This is a genomic window from Actinopolymorpha sp. B17G11 (assembly GCF_040196095.1).
In the GTDB taxonomy this organism is placed as follows: domain Bacteria; phylum Actinomycetota; class Actinomycetes; order Propionibacteriales; family Actinopolymorphaceae; genus Thermasporomyces.
Genome location: NZ_JBEFTW010000001.1, coordinates 497,353 through 516,348, shown reverse-complemented (window position 1 = coordinate 516,348; position 18,996 = coordinate 497,353). Strand labels below are relative to the sequence as shown.

At 69.5% G+C, this 18,996-nt stretch carries 20 protein-coding genes and 1 pseudogene; 12 read left to right on the top strand and 9 right to left on the bottom strand.

Annotation, left to right across the window (positions count from 1 at the left end):
• Positions 1–74: 74 nt before the first annotated feature.
• Positions 75–950 carry a helix-turn-helix domain-containing GNAT family N-acetyltransferase gene (locus ABN028_RS02290; RefSeq protein WP_349328800.1) on the top strand — a complete coding sequence of 292 codons (876 nt, stop codon included), beginning with the start codon at positions 75–77 and terminating at the stop codon, positions 948–950.
• 67 nt (positions 951–1,017) lie between these two features.
• Here ABN028_RS02290 and ABN028_RS02285 read toward each other — a convergent pair whose 3' ends face one another.
• Positions 1,018–1,362, bottom strand: a complete 345-nt coding sequence (locus ABN028_RS02285) for an ArsR/SmtB family transcription factor (protein WP_349328801.1) — start codon at positions 1,360–1,362, stop codon at positions 1,018–1,020.
• An 82-nt stretch (positions 1,363–1,444) separates the two neighbouring features.
• On the opposite strand from ABN028_RS02285, the gene ABN028_RS02280 reads away from it, so the two are divergent.
• The 4 genes from ABN028_RS02280 to ABN028_RS02265 all read left to right on the top strand — a co-directional run bounded on the left by ABN028_RS02280 (position 1,445) and on the right by ABN028_RS02265 (position 4,813).
• The gene (locus tag ABN028_RS02280) at positions 1,445–2,536 is read left to right on the top strand and encodes a flavin-containing monooxygenase (RefSeq protein ID WP_349695439.1); all 1,092 of its coding nucleotides are present in this window, start codon (positions 1,445–1,447) and stop codon (positions 2,534–2,536) included.
• Between the two features lie 82 nt (positions 2,537–2,618).
• Positions 2,619–3,311, top strand: coding sequence for an arsenate reductase/protein-tyrosine-phosphatase family protein (locus ABN028_RS02275; protein ID WP_349695438.1), 693 nt, complete (start codon positions 2,619–2,621; stop codon positions 3,309–3,311).
• A gap of 3 nt (positions 3,312–3,314) precedes the next feature.
• Entirely contained in the window at positions 3,315–4,031 is a 717-nt protein-coding gene (locus ABN028_RS02270; RefSeq protein WP_349695437.1) for an arsenate reductase ArsC, read from the top strand.
• Entirely contained in the window at positions 4,028–4,813 is a 786-nt protein-coding gene (locus tag ABN028_RS02265; protein WP_349328805.1) for an aquaporin, read from the top strand. The genes ABN028_RS02270 and ABN028_RS02265 overlap by 4 nt, the downstream gene beginning before the upstream one ends.
• A gap of 37 nt (positions 4,814–4,850) precedes the next feature.
• On the opposite strand, the gene ABN028_RS02260 is transcribed toward ABN028_RS02265, so the two are convergent.
• From ABN028_RS02260 to ABN028_RS02240, 5 genes are all read right to left on the bottom strand, one after another.
• A complete protein-coding gene (locus ABN028_RS02260) occupies positions 4,851–5,747 on the bottom strand; it encodes an RNA polymerase sigma-70 factor (RefSeq protein WP_349695436.1) in 897 nt (298 codons plus the stop codon).
• Between the two features lie 108 nt (positions 5,748–5,855).
• Positions 5,856–7,037, bottom strand: coding sequence for an NAD(P)/FAD-dependent oxidoreductase (locus ABN028_RS02255; RefSeq protein ID WP_349695435.1), 1,182 nt, complete (start codon positions 7,035–7,037; stop codon positions 5,856–5,858).
• A gap of 149 nt (positions 7,038–7,186) precedes the next feature.
• Positions 7,187–7,954 (bottom strand): SDR family oxidoreductase, encoded by a 768-nt coding sequence (locus ABN028_RS02250; protein ID WP_349695434.1) that lies wholly within the window; start codon positions 7,952–7,954, stop codon positions 7,187–7,189.
• A gap of 162 nt (positions 7,955–8,116) precedes the next feature.
• Positions 8,117–9,340 carry an RNA polymerase sigma factor gene (locus ABN028_RS02245; RefSeq protein ID WP_349695433.1) on the bottom strand — a complete coding sequence of 408 codons (1,224 nt, stop codon included), beginning with the start codon at positions 9,338–9,340 and terminating at the stop codon, positions 8,117–8,119.
• Positions 9,337–9,669, bottom strand: coding sequence for a YciI family protein (locus ABN028_RS02240; protein ID WP_349328810.1), 333 nt, complete (start codon positions 9,667–9,669; stop codon positions 9,337–9,339). Before ABN028_RS02240 ends, ABN028_RS02245 begins: the two co-directional genes overlap by 4 nt.
• A 313-nt stretch (positions 9,670–9,982) precedes the next feature.
• Here ABN028_RS02240 and ABN028_RS02235 point away from each other — a divergent pair, with 313 nt between their 5' ends.
• Positions 9,983–10,411, top strand: a complete 429-nt coding sequence (locus ABN028_RS02235; protein ID WP_349695432.1) for a hypothetical protein — start codon at positions 9,983–9,985, stop codon at positions 10,409–10,411.
• A 182-nt stretch (positions 10,412–10,593) separates the two neighbouring features.
• Positions 10,594–10,980 (top strand): annotated as a pseudogene (locus ABN028_RS02230) (hypothetical protein); the annotation flags it as partial.
• Between the two features lie 28 nt (positions 10,981–11,008).
• On the opposite strand, the gene ABN028_RS02225 reads toward ABN028_RS02230, so the two are convergent.
• Positions 11,009–12,466 (bottom strand): hypothetical protein, encoded by a 1,458-nt coding sequence (locus tag ABN028_RS02225; RefSeq protein WP_349695431.1) that lies wholly within the window; start codon positions 12,464–12,466, stop codon positions 11,009–11,011.
• 225 nt (positions 12,467–12,691) lie between these two features.
• Between ABN028_RS02225 and ABN028_RS02220 the strand changes: the two genes are divergently transcribed.
• Genes ABN028_RS02220 through ABN028_RS02210 form a run of 3 tightly spaced genes read left to right on the top strand, consistent with a single transcriptional unit; the run spans position 12,692 to position 15,935 of the window.
• Entirely contained in the window at positions 12,692–14,422 is a 1,731-nt protein-coding gene (locus ABN028_RS02220; RefSeq protein ID WP_349328814.1) for an alkaline phosphatase D family protein, read from the top strand.
• Positions 14,423–14,444: 22 nt separating this feature from the next.
• Positions 14,445–15,407 (top strand): discoidin domain-containing protein, encoded by a 963-nt coding sequence (locus ABN028_RS02215; RefSeq protein ID WP_349695430.1) that lies wholly within the window; start codon positions 14,445–14,447, stop codon positions 15,405–15,407.
• A 45-nt stretch (positions 15,408–15,452) separates the two neighbouring features.
• Positions 15,453–15,935 carry a substrate-binding domain-containing protein gene (locus tag ABN028_RS02210; RefSeq protein ID WP_349695429.1) on the top strand — a complete coding sequence of 161 codons (483 nt, stop codon included), beginning with the start codon at positions 15,453–15,455 and terminating at the stop codon, positions 15,933–15,935.
• A gap of 15 nt (positions 15,936–15,950) precedes the next feature.
• Here the strand turns inward: ABN028_RS02210 and ABN028_RS02205 are convergent, their stop codons facing one another.
• Entirely contained in the window at positions 15,951–16,307 is a 357-nt protein-coding gene (locus tag ABN028_RS02205) for a GNAT family N-acetyltransferase (protein ID WP_349695469.1), read from the bottom strand.
• A gap of 502 nt (positions 16,308–16,809) precedes the next feature.
• Between ABN028_RS02205 and ABN028_RS02200 the strand changes: the two genes are divergently transcribed.
• On the top strand, positions 16,810–17,370 hold the full coding sequence (locus tag ABN028_RS02200; protein WP_349328818.1) for an RNA polymerase sigma factor: 561 nt from the start codon (positions 16,810–16,812) through the stop codon (positions 17,368–17,370).
• A gap of 23 nt (positions 17,371–17,393) precedes the next feature.
• Positions 17,394–18,554: a hypothetical protein gene (locus ABN028_RS02195; RefSeq protein WP_349695428.1), complete on the top strand. Its 1,161-nt coding sequence runs from the start codon at positions 17,394–17,396 to the stop codon at positions 18,552–18,554.
• A 47-nt stretch (positions 18,555–18,601) separates the two neighbouring features.
• Here the strand turns inward: ABN028_RS02195 and ABN028_RS02190 are convergent, their stop codons facing one another.
• The gene (locus ABN028_RS02190; RefSeq protein ID WP_349695427.1) at positions 18,602–18,979 is read right to left on the bottom strand and encodes a hypothetical protein; all 378 of its coding nucleotides are present in this window, start codon (positions 18,977–18,979) and stop codon (positions 18,602–18,604) included.
• Positions 18,980–18,996: the final 17 nt, after the last annotated feature.

Sequence of the window (18,996 nt, the reverse complement as noted above, 5' to 3'; positions counted from 1 at the left end):
TCGATCGAGCTGCCTGGACTCTATCGACGCCTATCGATTGACGCAACCAGCGATGCGAGTCGATAATTGGCGACATGGTGACGACCACACTCGAGGTTCCGTTGCTGTCGGCACAGGAGGCGGCGACGTACGCGGACTGGTTCGCCTGCCTGGCCGAGCCCATGCGGGTGCGGCTCCTGCACGCGGTGGCCACCGCCGGCGGCGCGGTCACCGTGGGCCAGTTGACCGAGGATCTGGGCATCAGCCAGTCGACCTGTTCGCACCACGTACGGAAGCTCGCCGAGACCGGTTTCGTCCTCCTCCACAAGCGCGGGACGGCCACCATGGTGGCGGTGAACCCGGCCTGCTGCACCGGACTGCCGCACGCGGCCGACGCGGTGATGGGGGCGATCGCGCCCCGACCCTGCTGCCCCGAGGACCTGCCCGCAGATGTGTCCGTACGCGAGCTGACTGCCGGCGACTGGGCCGATGTGCGCCGGATCTACGGCGAGGGCATCGCGACCGGCGACGCGACGTTCGAGACCAGCGTCCCGCCGCGGGCCAAGCTCGACGCGCAATGGCTGCCCGGACACCGGTGGGTCGCCGAAATCGATGGCCAGGTCGCCGGCTGGGCCGCCGCAAGCCCGACCTCGACCCGCGCCTGCTACCGCGGCGTGGCCGAGACCTCGGTCTACGTGAGCGAAGAGTTCCGCGGCCGCGGAGTCGGCAAAACTCTGCTCCACAAGCAGGTCACCGCCGCCGACGATGCCGGGCTGTGGACGTTGCAGACCTCGATCTTCCCGGAGAACCGGGCAAGCATCTCCCTGCACCACTCCGCCGGCTACCGCACCCTCGGCGTCCGGGAACGCATCGCACAACACCACGGACGTTGGCGCGACACCGTGCTCCTCGAACGGCGACACGACGACGAGGCGATCCAGGCGTGCCCGAATGGCGAAGGCGGCGGCTGACAAATGGCCGCGTTCTGCAACTCGACCGGGTTCAGCAACTCGACCGGGTTCAGCAACTCGACCGGGTTCAGCAGCAGGACCGGAGGTAGGCCTGTAGGTCTGCCAGCGCGGCGATGGAGCCTTCCCGGTCGGATCGGTAGTACACGAGCTTCCCCACCCTGCGGGAGGTGACGATCCGGCCGCGGCGAAGGATCGCCAGGTGTTCCGAGGCTGTCGACTGGCCGATGCCTGCCCGCTCGGCGACCTCCCCCACCGACAGTTCCGCCCCCCGAGCGAACAGCATCATCACCTGCTGACGCGTCGGGTTGGCGAGTGCCTTCAAGAACTCGTGGGTGGCCTCGCTGATCTCGACAATCTCACCGCTTCCGCCCGCGGCGTCCACGCCGCACCCCTGGACCGCTTGATCGGCCATCGGACCGCCTCCCCTCGATGTCGACCCTACCAACTCACATCGACGATTTGCCATATCGCGAAATGACGATATGTTGGCTGGCATGACTCTGACTGACTCCGATCCCGTGGTGATCATCGGTGGCGGCCAGTCCGGCCTCGCCGCCGCCCGCGCCGTCCGCGACGCCGGGCTCCGTCCCGTTGTTCTCGAGGCAGGCGACCGGCCGGTCGGCTCGTGGCCGCACTACTACGACAGCCTCACCCTGTTCTCACCCGCCGGCTACAGCGGCATGTCCGGCCAGGCGTTCCCCGGTGACCCCGACCACTATCCGCATCGCGACGAGGTGGTCTCCTACCTGCACGGCTACGCCGCCGGACTGGACGTGGAGATCCGCACCGGGCACCGGGTCGGAGCCCTCGAACCCGACGGCGCCGGGTTTCTCGTCCACACCGGCGCCGGCAGCGACACCATCCGGGCCGCCGCCGTGATCGCCGCCACCGGCTCGTTCGCCACGCCGTACTCACCCGCCATTCCAGGCGAGGAGAACTTCACCGGCGAGGTGATCCACGTCTCCGACTACCGCAACCCCACGCACTACAACGGCAAGCGCGTGGTCGTGGTCGGCGCGGGGAACTCCGCCATCCAGATCGGGCACGAACTCGCCCAGGTCGCCACCGTCACCCTCGCCACCCGCCATCCGATCAACTTCCTCCCGCAACGACGACTCGGCAGGGATCTGCACTACTGGCTCGCCGTTTCCGGCTTCGACTACCTCCCACCCGCATGGCTGGCCAAGATCGTCCAGCAGACCCTCGTTCTCGACACCGGCAGTTACGCCGCCGCTCTGCACGATGGGCTGATCGACCGGCGCCCGATGTTCACCGCGTTCGACCACGATCAGATCGTCTGGGCCGACGGCGCCACCGAAGACGTCCACGCGGTGATCTTCGCCACCGGCTACCGACCCAACCTCGGCTACCTTCAGCCCCTCGGCGCGCTCGACCCCACCGGTGCCCCACTGCATGCCGGCGGCATCTCCTCCACCCATGCGGGCCTTGCCTACGTGGGGCTGGAGTTCCAGCGCTCCTTCTCCTCCAACACTCTGCGCGGCGCCAGCCGAGACGCCGAGTACGTCGTCGGCCCGCTCGCGGCGCACGCGCGCGGCGCGGCCGTAGCCGTCGGACTCCAGGGGTGACCCGTGGCGCGAGCGTTCGCCTGACGTCCGCGCCACCGCCCGCCCTTGACGGGCGGACCATGACTCACCGAGTATTGAGTCAATGTCTATTGAGCAACTTTCGCTGGCAGGGCGTGCACGGGTGCATGCCGCGCTCGGCGAGCCCGCCCGGCTGGCGATCGTCGACGCCCTCGCCGTGGGCGACGTGTCCCCTGGGGAGATCGCCGACCGCCTGGGGCTGGCCACCAACCTCGTCGCCCACCACGTGCAGGTGTTGCAGGACGCCGGCGTACTGGTCCGCACCCGCTCCGAAGGCGACCGTCGCCGCACCTACCTGCGCCTGGTGCCCGGCGCCATCTCTGCAATAGCCCCGCCCCCGCTCGCAGCGACGAGCCGGATCCTGTTCGTCTGTACGCACAACTCGGCGCGCTCCCAGCTCGCGGCAGCTATGTGGCCACGGCGCAGCGCCATCCCGGTGGTCTGCGCCGGCACGCAGCCCGCCGCGCGGGTGCATCCCCGCGCCGCTCGGATCGCCCGTCGGCATGGGCTGTCCCTTGCCCGCGCCCGCACCGCCCACGTCGCGGACGTGCGCCGGCCCGACGATCTCGTCGTCGCTGTCTGCGACACGGCCCACGAACACCTCGCGGCTGCTGACTCCGACCGCCTGCACTGGTCGGTCCCCGATCCCGCAGGAGCCGACACCGATGAGGCGTTCGAGTCCGCCTACGCCGAGCTGGCCGAACGGATCGACCGACTCGCACCCGCGCTCGTCCCACCACCGAGGCCAGGAGCCTGATCCATGACCGACCGCACCGACCATCGCATCGCCGCGCCGGTGAACCGCACCGACACCGACGACGAACCCTCCGAGTATCGACGCAACGACCTCACCATCGACCAGCGGCGAGCGCTCCACAGCTCCGCCGAACGGCTGCATGAGGAGTTCGCCGAGGCGTTCGGCACGGAGACCATCGAACGGTTCCTGCACCACAGCTACCGCCAGTTCGCCGCCACCAGCACCGTCCCGGACTACCTGCCCCTGCTGGCCGAACGGTTCGCCCGCCAGCGCCTCGCCGCGCTGGCCAAGGTCGAAGACCGAAGCCACGACGACCGGCCCGTGGTCCTGTTCCTGTGCGTCCACAACGCCGGACGCAGCCAGATGGCCCTGGGCTTCTTCACCGACCTCGCCGGTGATCGCGCAGTCGCATGGTCCGGCGGTTCCGCGCCTGGAACGGAGATCAACCCCTCCGCCATCGCAGCCATGGCCGAACGCGGCATCGACATCTCCCGAGAATTCCCCAAGCCCTGGACCCAGGAAATCGTCCAGGCCGCCGACGTCGTGGTCACCATGGGCTGCGGTGACGCGTGCCCGCTCTTCCCCGGCAAGCGTTACGAGGACTGGTCCCTGGACGACCCGGCCGGACAGGGCGTCGAGTCGGTGCGCCCTATCCGCGACGAGATCGAACGCCGAGTCAGGCACCTGCTCGCCGAACTCGACGTACCCACGATTCGATGACCGCAGAGAAGCCAACCGCCGCGACTCCGCCACTCAGCCGGCGGCTCGTCGCCGAACTCCTCGGAACCGGCCTGCTCGTCACCGCCGTCGTCGGATCCGGCATCGCCGCGTCCCGCCTCTCACCGAACGACACCGGCCTGCAGTTGCTGGAAAACTCGATCGCCACCACGTTCGCGCTCGCCGTCCTCATCCTGACTTTCGGACCGGTGTCCGGCGCGCACTTCAACCCGGTGGTCACTCTGGTCGACTGGTGGCTCCGGAGGCGCACCGGCGACAATCTGTCCGGTCAGGTCGTCGGCGGCTACATCGCCGCCCAGGCAACCGGTGGTGCGCTCGGCGCGATCCTGGCCAACCTGATGTACACACTCCCTCCCGTGTCATGGTCGGCCACCACCAGAACCGGGCCCCACTTGTGGCTTGGCGAAATCGTCGCCACGGCGGGCCTGGTCCTGCTCATCTTCGCACTCGTACGAACCGGCAGACAGGCCGCTGCGCCGGCCGCCGTCGGCGCCTACATCGGTGCCGCCTACTGGTTCACCTCCTCCACCTCCTTCGCCAACCCCGCGGTCACCCTCGGTCGCGCCTTCACCGACACCTTCGCCGGCATCTCGCCAGCCTCGACGCCACCCTTCATCGCCGCACAGCTCGTCGGGGCAGCCGCCGGCACCGCCCTCCTCGCCGTGCTGTACCCCCGCACGGAGCAGGCCCACGCAGCCAAGGCGAGCAAGGGGTCCACTCACGCCAGAGAGGGCAGTGCGCACTCGGACCCCATCGGGCGCTGACAAGGGGCGTTGCACGGTGGGGCTCCTCCACCGGCATTCATCGCAGGGTGAGCGGGATCTCGGACTCGACCCGGGACAGCTTCTCCGGGTTGCGGACGTAGTAGAGGCCGATGATGCGGGCGTCCTCGACACGGAGCGCCAGAACGCCGTCGATCTCGCCGTCCAGGCGTACGACGAGTGCCGGGTTGCCGTTGACCACGGTGGGGACAGTGGCGAGCGCGCCAACGGCCTTGCCGTAGCCACCGGCGATGAAGCGGGCCACCTTGTCGGCACCGATGATCGGCCGCAGCGCCGCCTGCTTGACGCCGCCGCCGTCGCTCACCAGGACGACTTCAGGGGCGAGCACGTCAAGGAGGCCCTGCAGGTCCCCGGTTGCGAGCGCGCGCTGGAACGACTCCAGAGCCGCCCGAGTCTCGTTCGGGGAGACCGCCTCACGAGGGCGGCGGGCATCGACGTGCTGACGGGCGCGGTGCGCGATCTGGCGGACAGCTGCGGGGCTCTTGTCCACGGCAGCCGCGATCTCGTCGTAGCTGACGTCGAAGGCCTCGCGCAGCACGAAGACGGCGCGTTCGGTCGGCGACAGCGTCTCGAGGACGAGCATCAACGCCATCGACACACTCTCGGCGAGCTCGACGTCCTCGGCCACGTCCGGAGCCGTGAGCAGCGGCTCGGGCAGCCAGGGGCCGATGTATGTCTCCTTGCGGCGCCTCATGGTGCGCAGCCGGTTGAGCGACTGCCGGGTCGTGATCCGGACCAGGTAGGCGCGCTGGTCGCGCACCTGCCCCAAGTCGACCCTGACCCACCGCAGCCAGGTCTCCTGGAGGACGTCTTCGGCGTCGGCCGCCGAACCGAGCATCTCGTACGCGACGGTGAAGAGCAGGTTGCGGTGGGCGACGAATGCCTCGGTCGCCGGGTTGGTGGCGTGGTCGCTCATATCTCCACCCTCTCCTTCGCGGCGGTCTGGTTGCCGACGCCCTTCACGCATGCGTCCAGATCCGTTGGGCGACACGTCCGCACACGGATGCCTCGCCTAGGCTGCCGGTCAGCGGGCCACCACCTCGCCGCGCTTGGCCCGCAGCAACTGCCGGCGCCTGTCATCCTTGACCCAGGTGAGCGCGCCGGGATTGCCCGCCTCGTCCGCCAGATGCTTGACGGTGTGCCTGCAAACGAACTCCTTGAGCTTCGCGCCAGGTCGGCCACCGAGATAGAACCTGTTCGCGGAGTCGTCCCTGGAGGCGAACTGGAAGATGCCGGCACGACGGCCAAGGCTGATGCACTGGCCGAAGAACCCCACGTTGATCCGCGCGGGTTGCTCACCCGCGATCCGGCTGAGCACCGTATCGGCGGCATGTGCGCCGATCCTCGTGGCGGCCTGGCAGCTCATCCGGAACGGCAGGTCCGACGGTGCCGCCGAATCCCCAGCCGCGACGATGCGCACGTCGTCCACGCTCGTCAACGTCTCATCCGTGAGCAGGCGGCCCAGCGCGTCGGTGCTCAGCCCGCTGCGCGCGGCCAGGTCCGGCACGCCGAAGCCGGCGGTCCAGATGGTCACCGCGCTCGGCAACTCGCGGCCGTCACCGAGCCGCACGGCATCGCGCGTCACCGCCGTCACCTTCGCGCCGGGGCCTTCGGCCACGTTCACTCCGAGCTTGGCCAGCTGCTTGGCCACCGAGTTTCGACCCCGAGGATGCAGGTACGGGCCGAGCACATCGCCGCACGCCAGCGTCACCCGGCGCCCCTGCTCCGCCAGCTCGGCAGCAGTCTCGATGCCGGTCGGGCCGGCTCCGACAACCGTCACCGCGGCCGTGGCGGGCGTGGCGTCGAGGAGCGGCCGCAGCCGCAGCGCCGCCTCCAGGGTGGCGATCGGGTAGGCGAACTCGTCCGCACCGGGCACACCCGTGTCGGCGCTGCCACTGCCCACCGCGTAGATCAGGTAGTCGTAGCCGAGGGTGCCGCCGGTCGCCAACGTCACGCTCCGCCCGGCCGCGTCAATCCGCGTCACGGCGTCGACCACCAGCCGGATGCCCTCGGCCAGGAACTCGCTGTAGTCGGTGACCGCGGAGCCGGACCCGCCCACCAGCTGGTGCAGGCGGATCCGCTCGACGAAGGTTGGGCGCGGGTTGATCAGTGTCACGGTCACGTCGTCGCGCTGCGTCAGGCGATTGGCGGCCATGACACCGGCATACCCGCCGCCGATCACGACCACATCGCTGTTCTCAGTCATGGTGTGTCCCTCGCTTCTTGGAGTTCGACCGCAAGACACCGCGCGATCGATCGCTGTGACATCCGTGTCTGAAGAACCCGAGCGTCTTGACGACGCCGACGCCTGCGTCTGCGGTGCATCTCCCGCCAGCGGCTCTATTCACCTGACGGCTACCAGGGCACCGGGCCGTCCTCGTTGAAGAACCCGCCGGTCGGAGTTTCCGCGTCGAGCGTCGCCAGGCGCACCACGACTGCGGCGCCCTGTGCGGGGGTGAGGTGCCCACTGTGGTTGTTGATTTCCGTGTCGACATAGCCGGGGTCGGCGGCGTTGACGAGGATCCCGTCCTTTCGAAGCTCGTTGGCGTACTGCACCGTCAGCGCGTTCAGCGCGGTCTTCGAGGGCGTGTACGCGGCCGACGTCGGCAGTCCCGCCAGCGGACCGTCCGGTGCGCTGGTGATGGTCAGCGACCCGGCGGCGCTGCTGACGTTGACGATGCGCGGCGCCGCCGACCGCCGCAGCAGCGGGAGCATGGCGTTGGTCACCGCAATCACCCCGAAGACGTTGGCCTCGAACACCGACCGGACCATGTCCAGGTCGACCGAGCTGGGTACCTGGTCGTGGGCGTCTTCGGGCGAGACCCGCCCGGACCCGGTGATGCCAGCGTTGTTGATCAACACGTCAAGGTGGCCGAAGCGCTTCTCGACCCAGGTCGCGGCCTCCGCGATGGTGGTCGGCTCGGTGACGTCCAGGGTGATCGCGTGCGCGTCGCCGCCCGCCGCGCGCACGGCCGTGGCGGCCTCCTCTCCGCGCCGCTGGTTTCTGGCGCCGATCAAGACGGTCATGCCCAGCGCAGCGAGCTGCTCGGCGGTCGCGCGGCCGATCCCTCTGTTCGCTCCGGTGATCATGGCCACGTTCCGGTGTGTGGTGTGCTCGTTCATGACCAAAGCTCCCGTCCGAGACAGGTCTGTCTCGTGGAGTTGCGGGCCGCCCGGAAGGTTCGCGCGGCGTCCTGACGAACGTGAAGATGCCGGCGACCCGATCCCTGTGACAGCACGGCTATGTGACGTGCGCCACGGGAGCGATCGGACCGCACGGAGCGCTCAGAGCTCGTCGAGCCGGGCCCTCAGGTAGGTGCGCTCCGCGTCAGTGGCGGCGAGTGTGAACGCCTCGCGATACGCCTCGGCGGCGCGTTCGGAGTCGCCCATCCGCCGGAGCAGGTCAGCGCGCGTCGCGGGCAGCAGGTGGTAGCCGGCGAGGTCACCCGAGGCGGCCAGTTCGTCGACCAGCGCGAGGCCCGCCGCCGGCCCGTCGGCCATCGCGACGGCGACCGCGCGGTTGAGCCGGACGACCGGTGACGGCGCGTGGACGAGCAGAGCGTCGTAGAGCGACACGATCCGTGCCCAGTCGGTCTGCTCGACGCTCGTCGCGACGGCATGGCAGGCGGCGATCGCGGCCTGCAACTGGTACGGACCCTGCGCCGACGGGAGCAGCCGCAGGCCTTCGGCGATCGCGGCCTGGTCCCAACGCGTGCGGTCCTGACGGTCCAACGGCACGAACTCGCCGTCGGCCCCGACTCGCGTCGCGCGCCGGGCGTCGTGCAGCAGCATCAGCGCGAGCAGGCCCCTGGCCTCGGGTTCGGCCAGCAGCTCGACCAGCAGGCGGCCGAGTCGGATCGCCTCGGCGCTGAGGTTCTGCCGGATCAGGTCGGCGCCGGCGGTCGCCGCGTACCCCTCGTTGAACAGCAGGTAGAGGACGGCGAGCACCGCGGGCAGCCGCTCGGGCAGCAGGTGCGAGGGCGGTACCCGGTACGGGATCGCGGCCTCGCGGATCTTCTTCTTGGCGCGGGTCAGCCGCTGGTACATCGTCGGTTCGGGGACGAGGAACGCGCGCGCGATCTCCGCCGTGGTGAGACCGGTCAGCGTCCGTAGCGTGAGCGCGACCCGGCCCTCGAACGGCAGCGCGGGGTGGCAGCAGGTGAAGATCAGCCGGAGCCGATCGTCCTGCACCTCGTCGGGCTCGGCCGGCTCGTCGCCGTCGCGCGCGAGCAGCGCGGCTTGGCGCAGCTTGGCGTTGCCGGTCGCCTCGCGGCGGATCCGGTCGGTCGCCCGGTTGCGCGCGGTGGTGGTGAGCCAGGCGCCGGGACTGCGCGGGATGCCGTCGCGCCGCCACCGTTCGAGCGCGGTGGCGAACGCGTCTGCCGCGCTGTCCTCGGCGAGGTCCCAGTCGCCGGTGATGCGAATGAGTGTGGCGACGACCTGTCCCCACTCCGTCGCGAACGCGCGGGCGACCGCGGCCTCGACGTCGTCGCTCGACTCCCGCGTCATTCCCAGACCGGTCGGACCTCGACCGTGCCGAACGCGGCGAACGGATGCCCCGCCGCGATCTCGATCGCCTCGTCCAGGTGCGCGCACTCGATCACGAGGAACCCACCGATGAGGTCCTTGGTCTCGGCGTACGGGCCGTCGGACACCAGCGTCTCGCCACGGCGGACCTGCACCTTCGTCGTGGCCGTGGGCCGCAGCCGGGCGCCGCCGTGGAAGATGCCGCGGGCCACGAGGTCGTCCATCCAGGCCTTGTGGTCCGGCCAGGCGTCGATCTCCTGCGGCGACTCAGCGTGCTCCTCGCCGTGCCAGATCACCAACGCGTACTTCACCGACCTACACCTCCTTCACGACGTCCGACCTGACTGTACAAACGGTAGGGCGGACACCGCAGGCCGTGGTGTCCGCCCTGGGTGAGCCCCGGAAGAAGATCTTCGGGATCCGTTCGATCGGTGTCGAATCGCGGCGGGTCCCGTTCGTCGGTGGGCATGACCACAGCCAAATGGAGGCGACCATGAACGATGACTCGAACATCGGCCGGCCGCGCGTCGTGGACAGGACCACCTGGCAGGCAAGCACTGCTCGTTCGGGAGAGTCCCGACGATCGAACACCAGGAGCGGCCGGACTACCTCGACCGGCTCTCGGTGCTGAAGGAACAGACGTACCAGCTCGACCACATGTATCTCGCGCTGTTCAACGTGCTCGGTTCAGCGGTCCGGCTGATGATCACGTTGGCGCTGGTGATGTCGGTCCATCCGGCGATGGTGCTGCTGCTGGTGTTCGCCCTTCCGACGGTCTGGGTCTCGGCCCGGCGGTCCGCCGTGTCGCAGCGGGTCTATGAGGAGGTGGCACCCCACGAACGCCGCCACCGGCATCTGTTCATGCTCGGCACGACGCAGGCGTCGGGCAAGGAGTTCGCCTCTCCCGGATCGGCACGGACCTGGTGCGCCGCCCGCGCGAGGAGTGGGAGTCGTGGTACGCACCACTCGCCCGCACGCGGTGGCACACGGCGTGGTGGCAGGCAGCGAGTTGGTGCCTCTTCGCGGCCGCGCTCGTGGGCGCCGTGGTGGTGACCGCCACCGTCCTGTCCGGTACCGCTGGGGAGGTCCTGCTGGTGGTGACGGCCGGGAGCCGGCTCTCGCAGTACGTCGCAATGAACGCCGGCAGCGCCGACTTCGTTCGCATGTGGCTGGACGCCTCGCAGCGTCTGGTCTGGCTCGAGTCGTACGCGAGTGACCATCGCGACACCGCCGACGGTGTCGACCTGTCGTTCGGGCAGTGGCAGAAGGTCGCGCTGGCGCGGGGATTCATGCGCGACGGGACGCTGCTCCAGGTGCTCGACGAGCCGACGGCGGCCCTCGACGCCGAGACCGAGCACGCGCTGTTCGAGAGCTTCGCCCGGCAGGCCCGCGAGGGCACGACAGAAGGTGGCGCGGGAGGTCGCGGTGAGCGTGGTGGGCGGGCCCGTCGCGGCCGGATCACCATCCTCGTCTCGCACCGGTTCTCGACCGTACGCATGGCCGACCTGATCCTGGTGCTGCAGGGCTCCCGACTCGTCGAGGTCGGTTCACACGAGGAGCTGATGGCCGCCGGCGGGACGTACGCGGAGCTCTACACCCTCCAGGCCAAGGCGTACCGCTGACGTCGTGAGCTCGGACGAGGTGGCAGCCTCACTCCCACACGATCATCGCGTCCCACCAGCGACCCGCGCGGCCGAGCATGGCGCTGTCGGCGCCGCCACTCGCGACGTATCCGTGGACGGCGATGCGGGAGTAGACCGCCGACATCGCGCCCCGGCCCGACCCGTCGTACCACCCGCCGCGGCGGATGTCGTCGTCGCCGGTGCCGGGAAACGTCGTCCGCTCGAGGTCGATCCAGGGAAACTCCGGTGGCACGGGCAGTTGGGTCGCTTCGACGAACCGGTGGGTGAACGCGATCTTAGCCGCCAGGCCGGCGTGGAACCTCGTCCTGTCAAGCACAGCTTGCGGAGGCTCGTCGCGCCAGTAGAGCTCGGCCCATGGGCGGGACCGGGGCACGGTCACGCGGTTGGCGAGCACGGCACGCAGCGCGGTGCCGAGGTCCGCGACGGCGTTGGGAGACCATCCGTAACTGAGGAGGTACGGCATCTCCCCGGTCTCCTCGCCGAACGCGAACTCCGCGCCGTCGAGCGGAAAGCCCGCAGGACTTCCGGCGTAGAGCAGGTCAGGATCGATGGCGGTGGTCGAGAGCAGAGGCCGGGCCGCGGCAGCGGCGCTGCGCTCGTAGGCTGGCCTGCGGTAGCGGCCGAAGCCGTCGGACAGGGCGCGCACACCCGCGTACTGGTCCAGTGACAACATCGCCGGCGACCACGTACGAACGTCCCAGGCTCCCATCGAGCCGTCGGGTCCCTCGACCAGATGAGGGAACCCGCCCACCAGCCGGGGATTGTCGAACCGGTCGATGGCCTCTGGCAGGGTGAGCTGGAGGTCGACCAACCGGTCGAGCAGGGCCGTGGCGACCATGTCGACATCGTTCGGATCCGCCGCCCTCACAAGACTTGCCGTGGGTGAGCCCTCACTGTCGCTTCCGCCTCCGGCGGTCCCGCGATCGGCGTGGTGGCGTGCGTAGGCGGTGAGGAAGCTCGCGTTGCCCGCCAGCGTACGGATGTCGCCGGTACGCAGGAGGCGGTCGGGATCATCGGCGAAGCGTTGGACGAGCGTCGCGGCCTGCCGGTCCACGTTCGCCATCAGCTGTGCATGGGCCCGCAGGTACGGATCGCTGAGGACCTGGACGCCGAGAAGGGAACCCATGTGGGTGGGCCGGCGGGCCAGGACGTACTCCAGCAGCGCCTCGAAGACCGTGCGCTGATGCGCGTCACCCGTGACCCGGTGCATGGCGGCATAGGCGACGAGTGCGTGCTCGGCACCTTCGAACCCGAGGCCGGTGCGCTGACCGTCGACCGTGACCTGGGTGTAGGCGCCGGAAACGACAGGGCTCCTGGCCGCCCTCGGTGCGACCACACCGGCGTACGCCGTGGGCGGTAGGGGTGCCGACGTCGCGGCTGCTGCTGCGCCGAGGACACCCGCGAGACCGGCGGTGAGGGTCCGCCTGCTGACGCGTCGCCGTCGAGGGACCGGAGGTGGTGTCATGCGTGGCGCTTCCTCTCGCGTCGGTGGAGCGAAGCCGTGTGCTAGTGCTCTTGCGTACCACAGGAAACTCCCGGCCGCCGCACCTCGCAGCGCCGGAACCGGACGTCCGCTTCCCCCGCTGGCGATTCCTCGCGACCGTCCGTTCGTCTACCTTCACGGGCACCAAGATCACGAACCGGGCGTGGGCGTCGTGCAGGGTCACGGCGTGGGAGGGAATGAGGCGTGATGCGGGACGATCCTGTCGGCCGACTGCTGCGGAACCGCCACCTCGCGAGCGACCTGGATCGGCGGAAGTTCCTGAGTGTCGCGTCGGGAGCTGCCACGGCACTCGTCTTCGGCCAGGGTCCCTTCACCACCCGCACCATGGCCAAGCAGAGCTTTGTCGACTATCCGTTCCAGCTCGGAGTCGCCTCAGGCGACCCGTTGCCCGACGGTGTCGTTCTGTGGACCCGGCTCGCCCCGCAGCCGTTGGACGTGAGTGGTGCCGGCGGGATGCCCGACGTCCGCGTGCGTGTCCGGTGGGAGGTCGCCGAGGACGAGAACTTCCGATCCGTCATACGTTCGGGGACCACGTTCGCCTCTCCCGAACTCGCCCACTCGGTCCATGTCGAGGTGTCCGGGCTCGAGCCGGCCCGCTGGTACTACTACCGGTTCTCCGCTGGCGGCGAGATCAGCCCGGTGGGACGCACCAGGACGGCGCCGCCAGAAGGTTCGCGGCCGGACCGGTTCAGGTTCGCGTTCGCGTCGTGCCAGATGTACAGCGAGGGCTACTACACGGCGTATGCACACATGGCGACCGAGGATCTCGATCTGGTCGTCCACCTCGGCGACTACATGTACGAGTACGGAGTCCCGCCCAACGGTGGATATCGCAACCATCCCGAAGTGTTGCCAGACGACCTCATCACCGAGCCCGTCACCCTGGACAGGTACCGGCTGCAGTACGCGCTCTACAAGTCCGACCCGCACCTGCAGGCCGCCCACGCCGCCTTTCCCTGGATCGTGACCTCCGACGACCACGAGGTCGAGAACAATTACGCCGGCCTCATCCCAGAGGCGAGCAGCCAGACCCCTTCGCCAGAAGCGTTTCTGGTCCGGCGGGCCAATGCGTACCGCGCGTACTACGAGCACATGCCACTGCGCCGCAGCTCGATGCCGGCAGGACCCGACATGGGTCTCTACCGGCGGCTGCGGTTCGGCACGCTCGCCGAGTTCAACGTCCTCGACACCCGTCAGTACCGCGACGATCAGGCCGCCGGCGACGGGACCGATCCGCCCAACCCCGAAAGCCTCGATCCCGCCCGCAGCCTTCCCGGTCATGCGCAGGAGGCGTGGCTGCTCGACGGTCTGGCCTCCTCGTCGGCGACCTGGAACGTCATCGCGCAGCAGGTGTTCATGGCCCAGCGCGACTTCGCCGCTGGTGCGGACGTGCTGCTCAGCATGGACGCCTGGGACGGGTACGCCGCCTCGCGCGACCGCGTCCTGGGGGCCATCGCCGACGGCGGGATCGAGAACCCGGTCGTACTCACCGGAGACGTCCACGCCAACTACGCAAGCGATCTGAAGGTCGACTTCAGCGACCCGGCCGCTCCAACGATCGGTGTGGAGTTCATCGGCACGTCGATCGCCTCGGGACGTGACGGTGCCGACAGCACCGAGACCGGTGACCGGATCCTCGCGGAGAACCCGCACATCAAGTTCTTCAACGGCCAGCGCGGTTACGTCAGCTGCACGCTGACGCCCGCACTGTGGCGCTCGGACTATCGCGTCCTGCCCTACATCACCCAACCCGGTGCCGAGATCTACACCCGGGCGAGCTTCGTCACCGAGGCAGGGAATCCGGGTCTGCAACTCGCCGACCAGAACCCGGTGCCGTCGTTGCCGTCGTCGGCGTTCGAGACCGAGGAAGAACGCCGGCAGAAGGACGACCGGCTGGGCCGCGGCCCGACGAGCTGAGAGCCAGCGAAGGAGCTATCCGATGCGTGACCGTCGCCTCCGCGTCCATGTCGTCTCCGCGGTCGTCTCCGCGCGCACCCACCGCACCCACCGCGTCCACCGCATCCTCGCGGCAGCGACCGCGTTCCTGCTGTTGTCGGGTGTCCTTCCTGCTGCCCTGGCCTCCGGCGCCGCCGCGGCGTCCGGAGCGTCGGGAGCGGCGGCGAAGGCGTCCGGCCCCTCGTCGCTGGTGCTGTCCGCCCAGCCGGAGCGCCTGGAGCTGCGGCAGTGCATGACCGAGATCATCCGCGTCGCGGTCACGAACCAGTCGGCCGCGACGTTCGTCGATGTCCACATCAGCCCCGAGGCGCCGCTGTGGAGCCCGAACACCCGCATCTCCACCTACGTTCCCGCCGGCGCCACGGTGACCGTGCCGGTCCAGCTCTACGTGCCCGAGGAGACCCTCGACGGGGGTTACGACGTGGAACTCGGCGCGGAGCCCGAGGCACAGCCCGGACCGCCGAAGGCGCGGCTCTCCGTTCCGGTCGCCGTGTCCGCTCCGGAGGACCGCCGGTGCGTGCCGCCGAGCCAGATGGGCGTGACGTCGACGAGTGCCCAGGAGCCCGAGAACGCGGCGGTGAAGGCGATCGACGGCCGCACCGCCACGATCTGGCACGCGAGGTTCCGTCCGGATCGGACCTTCCTCCCGCAGTCGATCACCTTCGACCTGGGCGGACGCTACGACGTCGCCGAACTGTCCTACCAGCCACGCGTCGACGGCAACCTCAACGGCACCATCACGGCGTACACGATCCTGGCGAGTGAGGACGGCGTGACCTTCACCGAGGTGGCGAGTGGCACCTGGGTGGGCGACGCCACCCGCAAGACCGCCGCGTTCAGCGCTCCGGGGGCACGCCATATCCAGCTGCTGGCCACCGAAGGGATCGCGGACTACGCCTCCGCCGCCGAGATCGTGCTGTTCGGCCGGGAGAGCGCGGCGGAGTGATCAGCTGGTACGCCGCCCTCAGGTGAGCCTGGAGTATCTGGAAGGGTGCCCCTGACCGCACGCGTGCTTGACGAGGGACACGAGCAGGTCGCCTTCCTCTCGCCGCCGGTGGAGAACACCTCCAGCATCGAGGAACGGATGCAGGGATACCGGGACGCCCTGCGCGAACGCGGGTTCCCCGGGGATGCTGAACGCTGTTTCACCGAGCTCCACAGCACTCTGCCGGGCTCGCGGTCAGCCGACGCGGCGAGGGCGGATCGCGAGGCGTTGCACGCCTTCTTGAAACGTGAGCCAGGCCTGACCGGTTTCGTGGCCTGCGAGTACAACATCGCCGTCCTCCTGCGCCAGGTGCTCGAAGACGCCGGTGAGAATGAACCCGACCGGGTGATCGCCTGCTTCGACTCCCTGGAATCACCCCAGGGCGCCGGAAGTTTCGTCTACATCAAGCAGGACCAGCAGGAGATGGGGCGTGGCGCCGTGCCGTCGACCTTCTCCTCGACCAGCTGCGCGGCGACCAGGTGCCGCTGAAGTCGGTCGTCCCGTTCACTCTCGTCGATCCGGCGACCTGACGGTGTGGGCGGGGCGGAGGCGCCGGTAGTCGGAGGCGAGGAGGCCGTAGATCGCACTGTCGTGAAACGTACCGTCCTCTTCCACCGTGTACGCCCGCCGGAGACCTTCGCGCTGGAACCCCAGGCGCTGGAGCCGTCGTACTGACGCATGGTTATCGGCGATCGTCTCCGCCTCGACCCGGTTGAGGTCCATGCGGGTGAACCCGAAGCTGAGGATGGCCGCGAGAGCCTCCGTCGCGATTCCGCGCCCCCAGTAGTTGCGTCTGAGGTCGTAGCCGATCGCTGCCCGGCGGTGGTGTCTCTCCCAGGAGTTGAACCCGAAAAGGCCGATGGCACGCCCATCTCCGCGATGGGTGACCGCCCAGAAGATCCCTCGCTGCGCGGAGTAGGCCCCGCGAAGCGTTGATCAGCTGGGCGGCTTCGGTCACGTCCCGCATCGGCTCGGAGTTGTGTCTCTGCACCTCGGGATCGCTGCGCCATACGAAGAGGTCGGCGGCGTCTCCGGGCTGCCACTCCCGCAGCACCGTGCGTTCGGTGGTGAGCCTGGGATACGCCGAGAAGTCGAAGAGGCCTGTCACGACCGCTCGCCTCCTGCTGCGCCTGGGGCCCGGTGCCTCGAGGCCTGGGGGGCCTGGGGGGCCTGGGGGCCTGGGGCAGAACAGTGTAGGGCTGCTGACGGCGCGACGTCCGGGTCGCACCCGCGGCACGCTCGCGGATGCGCGGACGTGAGCCAGGCGTTCGAGGAGATCCTGTAATGATCGACGACTCAGGCCGTCTGTCTCCTCGAACGCGAGCGGTGCGGAAACGCTTGCTAGGCGGACGGGGAGGGTGGCGTGGGCTCAGACCTGACGGATCGGGCGTCCTTCGAGGACATGTATCAGCGGCATCACGTGCTGGTGGTGAAGTTCCTGTGGCGGAGGCTGCCGGCGGACGCCGTGGAGGATGCCGCAGCGGAGGTGTTCCTCCTCGCCTGGCGTGGCCGCAGGCAGCTCCGGGGTGAGGTCCTGCCGTGGTTGTACGGGATAGCGAGACGGGTGGCGGCCGACGTCATGCGCCAGCGCGAACGTGCGTCCCGGCTGGGTGAGCGATTACGTGGGTCGACCGGTGAGGCGGCTGGACCGGCGGCTGAGGCTGCGGCGCTGGACAGAGCGTCCGCGGTGCATGCGCTACGCGGACTTTCCGTCCGCGACCGCGAGGTGCTGATGCTCGTCTCCTGGGAGGGGATGGACGTGGCCGGAGCCGCGAAGGTCCTTGGTTGCTCAGCTGCCACGTTCGCGGTCCGGCTGCACAGGGCGCGACGTCGGCTGGAGCGGTGGGAGCGGCTGGCCGCGGACGAACGCGCCGAGGTGGCGAAGAGCACGCAGGCGATGCGACTGGAAGAACGGACGCGGTGATCAAGATGAGCAAGGTGAGCAAGGTGACCAGGACAAGCAGGGACGTGGGACGGGTGCGGACGCTGATGCCGGCCGACCCTGCGGTGGCGGTCGATCGGGACACCGAGATCTCCGCGCGGGTGACCCGGCGGGTGGAGGCCCTACTCGACGCACACGCCGACGCCGCCGGTCGACAACGAGGCTCGGGCACGAGCGTGGCGCGCCGGCGGGTGCTGGCCCTGGGTGTCGCCGGTGCAGCCGGTGCGGCGGTTGTCCTGGCCGACCAACTGCCGATGCCGGGACGCTCCTCGCGTCCGACCGCACAGGCCGCGGTGACACCACCGGTGCTGGCGCTGGCGCCGATCCCGGGCCGCACCACGCGGCAGGTTCTGCGGGAGTTGGCCGAGAAGGTCGAGAAACTCCCGCCTCCGGCGGTCGGGCCATATACGTACGGCAAGTCGTGGGGCTGGGACCTCAGCACCAACGCGGAGGCCCCGGGCGGCGCGGAGTCGGTTGCCGTTCCCACCGTCACCGAGCAGTGGATCAACAACCAGGATGGTTCGGGACGGGAGAGAAAGCACTACGGCAGGCCCTACTTCCCGAATCCCGCGACCGAGCGGGCCCGCGCGGAGGCACGCAGGTGGGGAGAAGGGATCGAGGACACGATCTACCCACCTGGCCACTTCGGCCGGCCACGCACCCTCCCCTCGGATCCGCAGGCGATGGCCGCGAAGCTTCGGGCGATGCGGAGTCAGCCGATCGAGGACAACGGCACGGCGCAGCTTCTCGCGGCTGTGGCCACGCTGTCGGGTGAGCCCAAGCTGGGCGACGGGCGAGGGGGACGGGGAACGCGGCTCAGCCCTGAGGTCCGTGCGGCACTCCTCCGGGTCCTCGCCGACCATGAGGAACACTTCGACTGGGCCGACACGCGGTACCTGCCACTTCGGGCGTACACGACGACCACGTGGCGGAAGCAGACCTCCCTCGCGATCGTGGCACAGGAGCGACGTGGCGCGGCGCCGGACTACCCGACCTCCACCCTCCGCGAGACGCTCCTCCTCGATCCCGAGACGGGTTTCGTCATGGGGTACGAGGTCGCGATCCTCGGCCATCCGCGGCTGTTGAATCTCGACGTGCCCGCCCCACTGTCGGTCAGGGAGACGCTTCTGCGGGCGCCGGTGGACAGCCAGACTGACCGGCCCTGATCCGGATTCGAGGGTGCGGCCTGAGGCGTCCAGGCCGCACCCTCTACTCAGGTGTGCTCGTCCGGGTTGGCCCAGAAGTACGCCTCGGGATCGTAGACCGCTGGCGACGGATGCTGCCAGGGATTGACGAAACCGCCGAGGGCAAGGTTCTCCCGGCGCGGCACATTCCTGAGGTCCTTGTGCGCGAGGACCAGCTGCGGTGTGTTCGACACCGTCCCCATGAAGAAAGGTCCGGCCTCGACGTGGATCTTGACCATGTCCCAGGCCAGTTGCCGACGCCTGATCGCGTCCGGCTCGACCTTGCTCTGGTCGTACAGCTTCCACAGGGCGGCGATCGGTCCGTCCGGGTCGGGCTCCATCCGTGGCGGGGTCCGCTCGAACGGATCGACGTCCTTCTGGGACTTCTCCTCCGGCGTGCCGCGCACTTGTAGAACTGACCCTC